The following is a 13,589-nucleotide window of genomic DNA, read 5'->3' on the forward strand; positions in this document are numbered from 1 at the left end:
GCCTGACCCCAAGCTATCGCCCCATCCAACGCTGTACCCCACCCAAGCGTTATGCAGCCACCCTCCGTACACCGCCGAACCCTCTCCGGTTCGCGAAGTGGACAATGCCTGCACGAGAGGATCGGCCGCGGGAGGACTTGTGGGCATCACCAGGCGCACGCTGCTGGCTGGCACTACGGCCTTACCGCTGATGGCATCCGCCAGCCCGCCGGCCACCAGCTTCGCGGCTTCTACGAGGGCTGCCTCAGCATGCCCGGCTACACCGCCGTCGTGAACCGCCCCTTAGCCATCACCGCCACCTACACCGACCCCACCGGCCACCCCCACCACCGCCCCCTCACCGGCTGGCCATCCAGAATCTTCCAACACGAAACCGACCACCTGAGCGGGACCGTCTACGTAGACAAGTTGGAACCCCGCTCCCTCTCCACCACCCAGACCTACACAGACCTCTGGAACGACCCCGTCCCCACCCGAGCCGCCGAAGCCTTGCGCTTCGAGCTCGATTAGCTGCCCCAGGTGGGGCGGAGGGGGAAGTGGGCGTTGGCGGTGGCGTCTAGCTTTACGGCGAGGACTTGGTGGAGTTGGGTGTTGTTGCGTTCGAAACCTACTCGGCACGCGGCCAGGTAGAGGCCCCAGACCTTGGCGGTGGCGTAGCCGACTTCGGCTACGGCCTTGTCCCAGTGGGTTACCAGGTTTTCGGACCAGGCGGCGAGGGTCAGGGCGTAGTGTTCGCGGAGGTTTTCTTCGTGGCGGACCTCGAAGCCGGCGTCCTGGGCTTCGGCGATGATGCGGCCGGAGCCGATGAGTTCGCCGTCGGGGAAGATGTAGCGGTCGATGAAAGCGCCCGTACTGCGGTAGCGGTTGTCGGGGCGGGTGATGGTGTGGTTGAGCAGGCGGCCGCCGGGGCGTAGGTGGTCGAGCAGGAAGCCGAAGTACGACGGGTAGTTGCGGACGCCGATGTGTTCGGTCAAGCCGATGGAACTGATGGCGTCGAAGTCGCGTTCGGAGACGTCGCGGTAGTCGGAGAACCGGACCTCGGCCAGATCCTCCAGGCCATCGCGTTTGATGGCGGCCTGGGCCCACTCGGCTTGCGCGGCCGACAGGGTGACGCCGAGAGCCTTCACGCCGTACTCGCGGGCCGCGTGGCGGACCATGCCGCCCCAGCCGCAGCCGACATCCAGCAGGCGCTGGCCGGGCTTCAGATCCAGCTTGCGGGCGACGAGGTCGTACTTCTCGGCTTGAGCTTCTTCCAGCGTCGCATTCACGGAGGGATAGACCGCGCACGTGTACGTCATCGACGGGCCGAGGATGTACTCGTAGAAGGTGTTCGACACGTCGTAGTGGTGGTGGATCGCGGCCCGGTCGCGGCCCCGGGAATGCCGCGGGCCTTCAAAAGTACGACGCCACCGAGGCAGGTGCTCCTGGGGCGGGGGAGGCGGCGGCTTCAGGTGGCTCCAGCCGAGGCCGCGGACGATGCGCAGGGCCTCGGACGGCGTCGGGCGCTGGAAGTGAAGGTGGTTGAGCATCATCTTCATCAGGCCGTACGGGTCGCCCGGGTGGATGCCCTTGATCTCCAGATCCCCCTGCACGTACGCCCGGACCATTCCCAGGTCGCCCGGAGCCGTCAGCACGTAGGACAGCCCGCGCTCGGTCGCGAGGTGCATGTGGATGGGGGAGTCCTCGGGACCGGCCGCGCTGCCGTCGTACGCGGTGAACCGGAAGGGAAGTCCCTCGGGCGCCACCGCAGTGAGCGCCTCCGCGATCGAAACCTGCGTCGAGAGGGTTGCCGTCATCGCCGCGTCACCGCTTTCTCGTAGAGCCCGGTGAGCCGGGCGTCGGGGTCGTAGCGTTCTTTCACCTCTGTCAGGGCCGGGACGTTGTAGAGCCGGTCGAAGGTGTCTCGGTCGTAGTAAGCGTCGGAGTACAGCGATTTGTGGCCGTCGAAGTCGGCGACGGCGGCCTCGATCCGGCGGTTCATGTCACCGTCGGCGGTGCCGGGGGCGATCGGGACGGTTCCCCAGAAGCCGACGTTGACGTAGGTCTCGCCCGGCTTCAGCGGATACAGCGGCCAGGACGACGAGCCACGCAACCGCAGCGGGCAGAGCCAGACCGGCCGCATCCCCACTTCGGCGTCGAACCAGCGAAGGAAGCCGGCGAGCCGCGCAGCCGGGATCTCCACATCCTGGACCACCCGCTCGCGGTCGGGATTGCCGCGCCGGCGATTGATGCGGGCGGCAACTTGATGGCGGTTCTCCAGGCCGATCAGCTTGTGGTAGACGTCGCTGCGCCGGAATCGCCGCGGCCAGATCCGCCGTACATAAGGGTTCTGCGCGCCGAAGGCGGCCGAGCACCAGAACCAGTCGGTGTCCCAGCGCCACAGATACGCCTCGGCGGTGAGGAAGTCCGTGGACCGCTGCTGGATCGACTTGTAGAAGATCTGCCGGCCGGTGTAATCACTCGTCGGTACTGCGGCGTCGCTGTTCCGCCCCAACGTCAGATACGCCTCGTCCGGGCTGAACGCGACCCCGTCGACGAAGTGCACCGGCTCGTCCCCGTAGGTGCCGTCAGCAACGATCGACTCGATCGCGGGACCGAACTCGTCGAGCTCCAGCCGCACGTGCCGCAGCGCGACGTACGGGGAGATCTTGTCCAGCTCGATCCGCAGCCGGGTGGCGTAGCCGAGTGAGCCGTAGGAGTTCGGGAAGGTCCGGAACAAGTCCGCGTGCTCGCCGGTGGGCCGGGCGGTGACGATCTCACCGGCGCCGGTGAGGATGTCCATCTCGAGCACCGACTCGTGCGGCAGCCCGGCCCGGAACGAGGACGACTCGATGCCCAGGCCGGTGACCGCGCCGCCGAGGGTGATCGTGCGTAGTTGCGGCACGACCATCGGCACCACCCCGTGGGGGAGAGTCGCGGCGACCAGGTCCTCGTAGGTACACATGCCCTGGACGTCGGCCGTCCGCCCGGCGGGGTCGACGCTGATCACCCCGGTCAACCCGGAGACGTCCAGCCCGGGGGTCTCCACCGCGGTCCGCGGCCGGAAGAGATTGGAACTGCGTTTCGCGAGCCGAACCGGGGCCCCCGATGGAATGCGCTGATAGGACTCTCGCAACCGACCTACCGCTTGATCGTGCTCGAGAGTCGAGGCCAGAACCGATGTCGAGGGCACCGATCCAAAATACTCCGAGAAACGCCCGGCGGCACGGATTTTCGCCCGACCTCGAGCGGGCTTTAGGACCACCCGGTCCAGTGGTGCTACAGCGCCCGAAAACATTCTCCATAGCGATGTCGAGGCGCCGGCCACGGCTCCGACGTACCCGGTGAGCGGCTCGAAAACTGTCAGGAGGTGCGAGTAAGTTGCGGGTCATGGCTGATGTGGTGAAGGCGGTGCTGCCGTGGGAGGACCCGGACAGCTTCCTCGGCGGACTCCCGGCGCGCGTCGACGCGGAGTACTACGCGGGCGGTGACCTGCCGGCGTCCCTGGACGAGGTCGAGTTCTACGTGCCCAGTTACATGGGCTCGTCCGAGGTGGTCGAGGTCATCGCGCGGATGCCGGCACTCAAGGTCGTGCAGACCCAGACGGCCGGGTTCGAGAACCTGCTGCCGCATCTGCGCGACGGAGTCACGTTGTGCAATGCCCGGGGCGTCCACGATGCGTCCACCGCGGAGCTCGCGGTCGGCCTGATCCTGTCGACGTACCGGCGGCTGCCGCGCGCCGTGACCAACCAGGAGCGCGGCGAGTGGCCCACGTCGTACGCCGAGCTGGACGACTCGCTCGCCGACCGGACCGTACTGATCCTCGGCTACGGCTCGATCGGGGAGGCGCTCGAGCGGCGGCTGGACGGGTTCGAGTGCGACATCATCCGAGTCGCGAGGCGGGCGCGGGAAGGCGTCCACCCGATCTCGGCGCTGCCGGACCTGCTGCCGCGCGCCGACGTCGTCGTGCTGCTGACTCCGGCGACTGACGAGACCCGGGGGATGGTCGACGCGAAGTTCCTCGCGCAACTGAAGGACGGCGCGCTGCTGGTGAACGTCGCGCGCGGTGTCGTCGTGGACACGGACGCGTTGCTCGCCGAGCTGAGCACCGAGCGGATCAGTGCCGCGCTGGACGTGACGGACCCCGAGCCGTTGCCCGCCGGCCATCCGCTGTGGTCCGCTCCGAACGTACTGATCAACCCGCATCGCGGCGGTGCCTCGACGGCGTTCGCGCCGCGGGTGGCCCGGCTGGTGCGGGCCCAACTGGAGCGCTATGCCAAGGGTGAACCGCTGATCAACGTGGTGGCGGGGCCGCCGCGATAACCACAAGGAGGGGACGACGATGTCCGAGGCCGTACTGCTGATCGGGACCAAGAAGGGGCTCTGGATCGGCCGGAGCGACGCCGAGCGCCAGAAGTGGACGCTCGACGGGCCGAAGTTCGAGATGCAGGGCGTCTACTCCGTCGGCGTCGACACCCGCGGCGACCGGCCGCGGCTGTTCGCGGGCGGGACCAGCGAGCACTGGGGCCCGGCGGTCTTCCACTCCGACGACCTCGGCGAGACCTGGGACGAGCCACCGGAGGGATCGATCGGGTTCCCCAAGGACACCGAGACGTCGCTCGAGCGGGTCTGGCAGATCCAGCCCGCGGCGGCCGGCGAGCCGGGCGTCGTGTACGCCGGTGCGCAGCCCTCGTCGTTGTGGAAGTCGACCGACGGAGGAGTCAGGTTCGAGCTGGTCCGCGGGCTGTGGGACCACCCGCACCGCAAGGAGTGGGGCGAGGGCTTCGGCGGCCAGGCGATCCACACCGTCCTGCCGCACCCCACCGATCCGCAGAAGATCAGCGTCGCCATGTCCACCGGCGGGGTCTACCGGACCGCGGACGGCGGCAAGTCCTGGGAGCCGGCGAACCAGGGCATCAAGGCGTACTTCATGCCCGACCCCTGGCCCGAGTTCGGCCAGTGCGTGCACAAGCTCGCCGCCCACCCGGACGTGCCGGAGCGGATGTTCGCGCAGAACCACCACGGCGTCTACCGCTCCGACGACGGCGGCACGATCTGGAAGTCGATCGCGGACGGGCTGCCGTCGGACTTCGGGTTCCCGATCGTCGTGCACCCGCACGAGCCCGAGACGGTCTACGTCTTCCCGCTGATCGCCGACGGGAACCGGATCCCCACCGACGCGAAGTGCCGCGTCTACCGGTCGCGAGACGCCGGATCCACCTGGGAACCGCTGTCGAACGGCCTGCCCGACGTCCCGTCGTACGCGCCTGTACTCCGGGACGCGCTGTGCGTGGATCAGAGCGAGCCAGCCGGCGTGTACGTCGGCACGCGCGACGGTTGCGTCTACGCGAGCGCGGATTCCGGCGACACCTGGACCGAGGTGGCCCGCCACCTGCCCGACGTACTGACTGTCCGCGCCGCGGTCGTCTGAGGTGATGCGGAGATGTTGGTAGGAGTGAAACTGCCGACCGTACTGCGCCCGTTCGCGGGCGGCGCCGAGCGGTTGGAGGTGGAGCCGGGCGAAGCGACGGTGGGCGCCGTGTTCGCCGCTTTGGAGGCGGCGCATCCGGCGCTGCGGCGCCGCCTGACCGATGACCAGGGTGCTCTCCGGCGTCACGTCAACGTGTTCCTGGCCAGCGACAACGTCCGCGATCTCGACGGCCTCGACACCAAACTGACCGACGGCGACGAACTCCTGATCCTGCCCAGCGTCGCGGGCGGCTGACGGAGCCCGAAAACAAAAGACTGTTTCTGGTGGAGTTCCGTGGCTAGCGTCGGTCGGCATGAGCGGCGAAGTAGTTCTCCTGACCGGACCACCTGGAGCGGGCAAGACGACCGTGGCCGAACTGGTCGCGGGCGACGCGGCGAGGCCGACGGTGCACGTGACGACCGACCAGTTCTACCGCGCGATCCGCACCGGCTTCGTGCTGCCCTACCTGCCGGAATCCCAACGCCAGAACGAGGTCGTCATCGAGGCGATCGTCTCGGCCGTCGTCGCCTTCGCGCGCGGCGGCTACGACGTGGTGGTCGACGGGATCATCGGCCCCTGGTTCCTGCCGCCCTTCCGGGCCGCCGCGGAGCGGGACCAGCTGACCCTGTCGTACGTCGTACTGCGTCCCGATCTGGCGACGACCCTCGACCGAGCCAAGCAGCGGGTGGGTGACGAACTGAAGGACGTCACCGCCATCACCGGCCTCCACGGCGCGTTCGCCGACCTCGGAGACTTCGAGAAGCACACGATCGACAGCAGCCAACTGGATGCCGACCAGTCAGCCGCCGCGGTCAGACAGGCAGTCGCCTCGGGCCAGTACCGGCTCACCGGACCGTCGGCGTCGATGATCGTCCTCGACTGAGCCATTGCCCGGCCTTCGGGGAGAGTCGCGGAACAGTACTCGGTAGGGGGTCGGCAGTCTTGTCGGCTTCGCGCTCCTACAGTGAGTTCTATGGATGCTGAGCCGGATATCAAGCCGCGGAGCCGGACCGTCACCGATGGGCTGGAGGCGACCGCCTCGCGGGGCATGCTGCGGGCGGTCGGGATGGGCGACGACGACTGGGCCAAGCCGCAGATCGGCGTAGCGTCCAGCTGGAACGAGATCACCCCGTGCAACCTGTCCCTGGACCGGCTCGCGAAGGCGGTCAAGGACGGCGTGCACGCGGCCAGTGGTTATCCGCTCGAGTTCGGCACGATCAGCGTGTCCGACGGGATCTCGATGGGTCACGTCGGCATGCACTACTCGCTGGTGAGCCGCGAGATCATCGCCGACTCGGTCGAGACCGTGATGGAGGCCGAGCGGCTGGACGGCTCGGTGCTGCTGGCCGGCTGTGACAAGTCGCTGCCGGGCATGCTGATGGCCGCCGCCCGCCTCGACCTCGCCTCGGTCTTCCTGTACGCCGGGTCGATCATGCCGGGCCGCCTCGGCGACAAAGACGTCACGATCATCGACGCGTTCGAGGCCGTCGGCGCCTGCGCCCGCGGGCTGATCAGCCGCGAGGAGGTCGACGCGGTCGAGCGCGCGATCTGCCCGGGCGAAGGCGCCTGCGGCGGCATGTACACCGCGAACACGATGGCCTCAGCCGCCGAAGCGCTCGGTATGTCGCTCCCGGGCTCGGCGGCACCGCCGGCCGTGGATCGCCGCCGGGACGGGTTCGCCCGCAAGTCCGGCGAAGCGGTGGTGAACCTGCTGGCCAAGGGGATCACGGCCCGCCAGATCCTGACCAAGGAGGCGTTCGAGAACGCGATCGCCGTGGTGATGGCGCTCGGCGGCTCGACGAACGCGGTACTGCACCTGCTCGCGATCGCGCGGGAGGCGGAGGTCGACCTCGCCCTCGACGACTTCAACCGGATCGGCGACAAGGTCCCGCACCTGGGCGATCTCAAGCCGTTCGGGCGCTACGTGATGACGGACGTCGACCGGGTCGGCGGCATCCCGGTGGTGATGCGGGCCCTGCTCGACGCCGGACTGCTGCACGGCGACTGCCTGACCGTGACGGGCAAGACGCTGGCCGAGAACCTCGCCGACATCGCCCCGCCCGACGTGGACGGCACGATCATCCGCGCGCTGGACCGGCCGATCCACGGCACCGGCGGCATCACCATCCTCAAGGGCACGCTGGCGCCGGAAGGTGCGGTCGTGAAGAGCGCGGGCTTCGACTCGGACGTGTTCGAGGGGACCGCCCGGGTGTTCGACGGCGAGCGCGGCGCGATGGACGCGGTCGAGGACGGCTCGATGAAGGCCGGCGACGTGGTCGTGATCCGCTACGAGGGCCCGAAGGGCGGGCCGGGGATGCGCGAGATGCTCGCTGTCACCGGCGCGATCAAGGGCGCCGGCCTGGGCAAGGACGTCCTGCTGCTGACCGACGGCCGCTTCTCCGGCGGTACTACGGGACTGTGCGTCGGCCATGTCGCCCCGGAAGCGGTGGACGGCGGCCCGATCGCGTTCGTCCGCGACGGGGATCGCATCACCCTGGACGTGAAGAACCGGACCCTCGAACTGCACGTGGAGCCGGAGGAACTCGAACGGCGCCGCGAGGGCTGGACCCCCAGAACCCCGGCGATCACCAAGGGCGTGCTCGGGAAGTACCGCCGTCTCGTCGGTTCCGCCTCCGAGGGCGCGGTGTGCATCTGACGACTTAGACTGTTCAAAAGTAAGACGAGCATCTCAGCTGGTGGGACGGAAGTCCGCCAGGCTTGACCGGATCGAGGAGAGTCGGCAATGGTGACTGCATGCGATCGATTCTCCTCGTACTTGTGCGGCGCGCCGACTGACGCGACCCTGAGTCGAGCGCGCCCCCTTCAGCCCACCCGGCGGAGGGGGTTTTCTGTTGTCAGGGCAGGTTTCCGTGATCCGGGAGCCGGCCCTCGGGCCCCAGGGCCGAGGACGATCGATCGCCGAACGGCCAAGAAAAGAACCACCGTGACTGACAAGGGAAGGCACTCATGAGTGAGCAGCTGACCGGGGCACAGGCTCTGATCCGCGCACTGGAACATGCCGGAGTGGACACCGTCTTCGGCATCCCGGGCGGGGCGATCCTCCCGGCGTACGACCCGATGCTCGACTCGACCCAGATCCGCCACATCCTGGTACGTCACGAGCAGGGCGCCGGGCACGCGGCCCAGGGTTACGCCTCGGCGACCGGCAAGACCGGCGTCTGCATGGCGACCTCCGGGCCGGGCGCGACCAACCTGGTGACGCCGATCGCCGACGCGTACATGGACTCGGTGCCGCTGGTGGCGATCACCGGGCAGGTCGCGAGCGCCGCGATCGGCACGGACGCCTTCCAGGAGGCCGACATCCGCGGCATCACGATGCCGATCACCAAGCACAACTTCCTGGTCAACGACCCGAACGAGATCGCCGGCACGATCGCGGAGGCCTTCCACATCGCGAGCACCGGCCGGCCCGGCCCGGTGCTGGTCGATGTCACCAAGGACGCGATGCAGGCGAAGGTCGACTTCCGCTGGCCGACCGAGCTCTCGCTGCCCGGCTACCGCCCGGTGACCCGCCCGCACCCCAAGCAGGTGCGCGAGGCGGCCCGGCTGATCGCCGCGTCCGACAAGCCCGTCCTGTACGTCGGCGGCGGCGTCATCCGGGCCAAGGCGAACGTCGAGCTCAAGCAGCTCGCCGAGCAGCTCGGCATCCCGGTGGTCACCACCCTGATGGCGCGGGGCGCGTTGCCCGACACCCACGAGCTGCACTTCGGCATGCCCGGCATGCACGGCTCGGTGTCGGCCGTCGGCGCGCTGCAAAGGTCTGATCTCCTGATCTGTCTGGGTGCGCGGTTCGACGACCGGGTGACCGGCAAGCTCGACTCGTTCGCCCCCGAGGCGAAGGTGATCCACGCGGACATCGACCCGGCCGAGATCGGCAAGAACCGCGCCGCCGACGTGCCGATCGTGGGTGACTGCAAGGAGGTCATCGTCGACCTGATCGCGGCGCTGAACAGCGAGATCGCGAGCAGCGGCCGGACCCCGGACTACTCCGCCTGGCGGGGCCTGCTGGAGTCGGTGCGGGCGAAGTACCCGGTCGGGTACGACGAGCCGGAGGACGGCAGCCTGTCCCCGCAGTACGTGATCCAGCGGATCGGGCAGATCGCCGGCCCGGACGCGATCTACACCAGCGGCGTCGGCCAGCACCAGATGTGGGCCGCGCACTACCTGCCGTTCGAGAAGCCGCTGCACTGGCTGAACTCCGGCGGCCTCGGCACGATGGGGTACTCCGTGCCCGCCGCGATGGGCGCCAAGGTGGCCCGGCCGGACAAGACGGTGTGGGCGATCGACGGCGACGGCTGCTTCCAGATGACCAACCAGGAGCTCGTCACCTGTGCGCTGGAGGGCATCCCGATCAAGGTCGCGGTGATCAACAACCAGTCGCTGGGCATGGTCCGGCAGTGGCAGACGCTGTTCTACGACAAGCGCTACTCCAACACCGACCTGCACTCCGCGCGGATCCCGGACTTCGCCAAGCTGGCCGAGGCGATGGGCGGGGTCGGTCTGCGCTGCTCGGACAAGGAGTCCGTCGACGCCACGATCGAGAAGGCGATGGCGGTCACCGACGCGCCGGTGGTGGTCGACTTCGTCGTGCACCGCGACGCGATGGTCTGGCCGATGGTCGCGGCCGGCACCAGCAACGACGACATCCAGATCGCCCGCGACATGGCCCCGAACTGGGACTCGGAGGAGCTGTAGAGATGAGCAAGCACACGCTTTCGATCCTGGTGGAGAACAAGCACGGGGTACTGGCCCGGGTGGCGGCGCTGATCTCGCGGCGCGGGTTCAACATCGACTCGCTGGCGGTCGGGCCGACCGAGCACCCCGAGGTGTCCCGGATGACCATCGCGGTCAGCGTGGACGAGCAGCCGCTGGAGCAGATCACCAAGCAGCTGAACAAGCTGGTGAACGTGATCAAGATCGTCGAGCTCGAGCCGACCGCGACCGTGCAGCGCGAACTGCTGCTGGTGAAGGTCAAGGCGGACACCCTGAGCAGGGGACAGGTGCTGGAGACCGTCCAGCTGTTCCGCGCGAAGGTGGTGGACGTCACTCCGGACGCGATCACCATCGAGGCCACCGGTAACCCCGAGAAGCTCGAAGCCATGCTCCGGGTGCTGGAACCCTTCGGCGTCCGTGAGTTGGTCCAGTCCGGCATGGTCGCGATCGGCCGGGGCAGCCGCTCCATCTCCGACCGCACCCTGCGCCCGGTCCCGGTCCCGCCGCCGCACGTGGCGTCCGGGGCGCCGGCCCTGCAGGCCCGCCCGGCCGGTCAGCCCAGTCCGGCGGGTCAGTCCAGCCCGGCGGGTCAGCCGAGCCCGGCGGGTCAGCCGAGCCCGGCGAACCAGGCCGCCGCGAACGGGTCCACCCCACCGTCCCACCCGGTGCCGGCGCCGCCGCCGGGTCACCGCCCCGCCCCGGCCCGCCAGGGCTGAGGCAACCACCCCGGCCCACCACGGGCCGGGGGCGGAATTCCCGCGGCCGGCACCGACGTACAGACCGTCAGTCGACCCCCTCTCAAGAAATCAAGGAGACGAGCTCCAAGTGGCAGCTGAAATGTTCTACGACGACAACGCCGACCTGTCGGTGATCCAGGGCCGCAACGTGGCCGTGCTCGGCTTCGGCAGCCAGGGCCACGCCCACGCGCTGTCGCTGCGCGACTCCGGTGTCGACGTCCGGGTCGGCCTGCCGGAGGGCTCGAAGAGCCGCGCCAAGGCCGAGGCCCAGGGCCTGCGGGTGCTGACCCCGTTCGAGGCGTGCGAGGAGGCCGACGTGATCGTCGTGCTCGCACCGGACCCGGCCCAGCGGTCGCTGTACAAGGAGGCCATCGAGCCGAACCTGGTGGACGGCGACGCGCTCGTCTTCGGCCACGGCTTCAACATCCGGTTCGGTTACATCAAGCCCCCGGCCGGCGTCGACGTGTTCATGGTCGCGCCGAAGGGCCCGGGACACCTGGTCCGTCGTGAGTTCAGCGAAGGCCGCGGCGTGCCGGTGCTCGTCGCCGTCGAGCAGGACCCGACCGGCAAGGCCTGGGACCTCGCGCTGTCCTACGCCAAGGGTATCGGCGGCCTCCGCGCCGGCGGCATCAAGACCACCTTCACCGAGGAGACCGAGACCGACCTGTTCGGTGAGCAGGCCGTCCTCTGCGGTGGTGTCTCCGCGCTGATCCAGGCCGGCTTCGAGACGCTGACCGAGGCCGGCTACCAGCCCGAGGTCGCGTACTTCGAGTGCCTGCACGAGCTCAAGCTGATCGTCGACCTGATCTACGAAGGCGGCATCGCCAAGCAGCGCTGGTCGGTCTCCGACACCGCCGAGTACGGCGACTACGTGTCCGGCCCGCGGATCATCGACGCGTCGGTGAAGGCGCGGATGAAGGACGTCCTGAACGACATCACCGACGGCACCTTCGCGGCTCGCTTCATCGCCGACCAGGACGCCGGCGCGCCGGAGTTCGCCGAGTTCCGCAAGCAGAGCGAGGAGCACCCGATCGAGGCGGTCGGCAAGGAACTCCGCGGTCTGATGGCCTGGGTCAAGTCGCACGACGACGACTACGTCGAGGGCAGCGCGGCTCGCTGACGAGCGGTATCCGAGCAGTACTCCGGACGTCCGGGTCGCCGTCGGCGGCCCGGACGTCCGCTATTTGCCCAGGTGTCGGCCGGATCTTTGACACAATCAGTGACGCGCGGGATCTGGGCGGGTGATCAGGGAGGTCGGGGATGGCGGAGGACGGCAGGCGTGAGCTGCCGCGGCCGCCTCGCCGCGTCCCGCCGGCGGGCGCTCAGCCGCCGACGTCAATCGAGCCGCCGCCGGGTCGTCCGCTCGGCCGGCCGGAGGCAGGATCTGCCCCGCCGTACGGCGGCGACCCCCGCGGCGGCGCCGCAGGCAGCGACCGGGGGTACGGGCAGGGCGGCGACCCGGGGTATGGCGGCCAGGGGTATGGGTCGGGCGGGGGGTGGAGCGGCGGGCCGGGGTACCAGTCGGGTGGTCAGCCGATGCCGCCGCGGTTCCGCCTGCGGTTCCTCGTACCGCTGATGGTGTTCGTCCTGGTGCTCGGCGCCGGGGCCGGCTGGCTGGTCCGGGAGGACAGCCTGCGCCTGGACACCGAGGATGTACTGGCGAAGTCCGGCCCAAGCGTCGTCCGGGTGCTGGCGACCACCTGCGAGGGCACCGGCCTGGCGACCGGAGTACTGCTCGAGGGTGGCCTCATCCTGACCAACGCCGCGGCGATCAAGCAGCCGATGTCGATCGCCTTCGTCACCGCCGACGGCCGGGTACGCCGGGCCAACTCGCTCGGCAGCAGCTCCGACGGAGTGGCCCTGCTCCGGATGGTCGGCCGGCTGGACGGGTCCGGCGCCGAACTGGCTCTCGACGAACCGGCCGAGCGCGCCGAGCGGGCCGTCCTCGGCTTCATCCAGAACGGCTCGCAGACCATCCAGCCGCTCGGTACGGCGAAGGAACCGAAACCGCTGCCGTCGGTGCTCAACCAGACCAAGCTGGGATCACCCGTGCTGGACAAGTCGGGCCGCGTGCTCGGGCTCATCACCGGCGACACCGTCCCCACCGCGAAGGTGGTCCCGCTCAGCCGGCTGCGCCAGTACGTCGTACCGGACGCGCCCGCGGTCACTGCGGAACCGGGCGGGACCTGTGAGCGCTCGCGTGGCCCGCAGGTCCCGATCACGCCGGAGTTGCTGGTCGCGAACACGCCGCTGGCCGGTGAGGCGCAGAGCGTGCTCGGGAACTACCTGACCACGATGAACAAGCACGACTTCGGTGCGGTCCGCGAGTTCTACACCCCCCGGCTCGCCAAGCACCTCAGCGAGGCCAGGGACCGGGCGAGTCACCAGACGTTCTTCGGGTTCGGCGCCAGGATCGTCGAGGTCAGCCAGTCCGGCAACTACGTCAACGCCAGGATGACCTTCACCGTGCTGTTCTCGCCGAACAGCAACGGCGCGCTGGGGAAGAGCTGCAACCGGCTGGACAACCGCTACCGGCTGCTCCGGGTGAACGGCAAGCTGCTGCTCGACCAAGCCACCTCGGTCACCCAGGCGCAGAGCTGCGACACCGACTGAGCCGTACCGGATGCTGACCCGACGGACACGGCGAACCCCGACCAGGTAGCATCGTA

At 69.2% G+C, this 13,589-nt stretch carries 12 protein-coding genes; 10 read left to right on the plus strand and 2 right to left on the minus strand.

The genetic code is table 11. The features are described 5' to 3' along the window. The first annotated feature begins 51 nt into the window (after window positions 1-51). Complete coding sequence (locus ABD255_RS14750; protein WP_344214033.1) at window positions 52-510, plus strand: peptide deformylase; 459 nt, start codon at window positions 52-54, stop codon at window positions 508-510. Here the strand turns inward: ABD255_RS14750 and ABD255_RS14755 are convergent. Both ABD255_RS14755 and ABD255_RS14760 read right to left on the minus strand, forming a co-directional pair. Further along, window positions 507-1,796: a class I SAM-dependent methyltransferase gene (locus ABD255_RS14755; RefSeq protein WP_344214035.1), complete on the minus strand. Its 1,290-nt coding sequence runs from the start codon at window positions 1,794-1,796 to the stop codon at window positions 507-509. The two genes, ABD255_RS14750 and ABD255_RS14755, sit on opposite strands and share 4 nt — an antisense overlap. Further along, window positions 1,793-3,154, minus strand: a complete 1,362-nt coding sequence (locus tag ABD255_RS14760) for an FAD-binding protein (protein WP_425554430.1) — start codon at window positions 3,152-3,154, stop codon at window positions 1,793-1,795. Before ABD255_RS14760 ends, ABD255_RS14755 begins: the two co-directional genes overlap by 4 nt. 215 nt (window positions 3,155-3,369) lie before the next feature. Between ABD255_RS14760 and ABD255_RS14765 the strand changes: the two genes are divergently transcribed. From ABD255_RS14765 to ABD255_RS14805, 9 genes are all read left to right on the plus strand, one after another. Beyond that, a complete protein-coding gene (locus ABD255_RS14765; RefSeq protein ID WP_344214039.1) occupies window positions 3,370-4,302 on the plus strand; it encodes a 2-hydroxyacid dehydrogenase in 933 nt (310 codons plus the stop codon). A gap of 19 nt (window positions 4,303-4,321) precedes the next feature. After that, complete coding sequence (locus ABD255_RS14770) at window positions 4,322-5,410, plus strand: WD40/YVTN/BNR-like repeat-containing protein (RefSeq protein ID WP_344214042.1); 1,089 nt, start codon at window positions 4,322-4,324, stop codon at window positions 5,408-5,410. A 12-nt stretch (window positions 5,411-5,422) separates the two neighbouring features. Beyond that, a complete protein-coding gene (locus tag ABD255_RS14775) occupies window positions 5,423-5,704 on the plus strand; it encodes a ubiquitin-like small modifier protein 1 (RefSeq protein ID WP_344214044.1) in 282 nt (93 codons plus the stop codon). A gap of 58 nt (window positions 5,705-5,762) precedes the next feature. Continuing rightward, entirely contained in the window at window positions 5,763-6,332 is a 570-nt protein-coding gene (locus tag ABD255_RS14780; RefSeq protein WP_344214046.1) for an AAA family ATPase, read from the plus strand. Window positions 6,333-6,422: 90 nt separating this feature from the next. Continuing rightward, a complete protein-coding gene (gene ilvD / locus ABD255_RS14785; protein WP_344214048.1) occupies window positions 6,423-8,105 on the plus strand; it encodes a dihydroxy-acid dehydratase in 1,683 nt (560 codons plus the stop codon). Window positions 8,106-8,416: 311 nt separating this feature from the next. Further along, window positions 8,417-10,165, plus strand: coding sequence for an acetolactate synthase large subunit (locus ABD255_RS14790; protein WP_344214050.1), 1,749 nt, complete (start codon window positions 8,417-8,419; stop codon window positions 10,163-10,165). 2 nt (window positions 10,166-10,167) lie between these two features. Then, window positions 10,168-10,899, plus strand: a complete 732-nt coding sequence (gene ilvN / locus ABD255_RS14795; RefSeq protein WP_425554417.1) for an acetolactate synthase small subunit — start codon at window positions 10,168-10,170, stop codon at window positions 10,897-10,899. A gap of 121 nt (window positions 10,900-11,020) precedes the next feature. Continuing rightward, window positions 11,021-12,040, plus strand: coding sequence for a ketol-acid reductoisomerase (ilvC, locus tag ABD255_RS14800; protein ID WP_344214724.1), 1,020 nt, complete (start codon window positions 11,021-11,023; stop codon window positions 12,038-12,040). 140 nt (window positions 12,041-12,180) lie between these two features. Next, the gene (locus tag ABD255_RS14805; RefSeq protein WP_344214052.1) at window positions 12,181-13,533 is read left to right on the plus strand and encodes a S1 family peptidase; all 1,353 of its coding nucleotides are present in this window, start codon (window positions 12,181-12,183) and stop codon (window positions 13,531-13,533) included. Window positions 13,534-13,589: the final 56 nt, after the last annotated feature.

The organism is Kribbella sancticallisti (assembly GCF_039530625.1).
GTDB classification, from domain to species: domain Bacteria; phylum Actinomycetota; class Actinomycetes; order Propionibacteriales; family Kribbellaceae; genus Kribbella; species Kribbella sancticallisti.

Bases quoted from the DNA above. Each gene is read 5' to 3' on its own strand.
- ABD255_RS14750 (WP_344214033.1), top strand. From the start codon at position 52: ATGCAGCCACCCTCCGTACACCGCCGAACCCTCTCCGGTTCGCGAAGT.
- ABD255_RS14755 (WP_344214035.1), bottom strand. From the start codon at position 1,796: ATGACGGCAACCCTCTCGACGCAGGTTTCGATCGCGGAGGCGCTCACT.
- ABD255_RS14765 (WP_344214039.1), top strand. From the start codon at position 3,370: ATGGCTGATGTGGTGAAGGCGGTGCTGCCGTGGGAGGACCCGGACAGC.
- ABD255_RS14770 (WP_344214042.1), top strand. From the start codon at position 4,322: ATGTCCGAGGCCGTACTGCTGATCGGGACCAAGAAGGGGCTCTGGATC.
- ABD255_RS14775 (WP_344214044.1), top strand. From the start codon at position 5,423: ATGTTGGTAGGAGTGAAACTGCCGACCGTACTGCGCCCGTTCGCGGGC.
- ABD255_RS14780 (WP_344214046.1), top strand. From the start codon at position 5,763: ATGAGCGGCGAAGTAGTTCTCCTGACCGGACCACCTGGAGCGGGCAAG.
- ilvD (WP_344214048.1), top strand. From the start codon at position 6,423: ATGGATGCTGAGCCGGATATCAAGCCGCGGAGCCGGACCGTCACCGAT.
- ABD255_RS14790 (WP_344214050.1), top strand. From the start codon at position 8,417: ATGAGTGAGCAGCTGACCGGGGCACAGGCTCTGATCCGCGCACTGGAA.
- ilvN (WP_425554417.1), top strand. From the start codon at position 10,168: ATGAGCAAGCACACGCTTTCGATCCTGGTGGAGAACAAGCACGGGGTA.
- ilvC (WP_344214724.1), top strand. From the start codon at position 11,021: ATGTTCTACGACGACAACGCCGACCTGTCGGTGATCCAGGGCCGCAAC.
- ABD255_RS14805 (WP_344214052.1), top strand. From the start codon at position 12,181: ATGGCGGAGGACGGCAGGCGTGAGCTGCCGCGGCCGCCTCGCCGCGTC.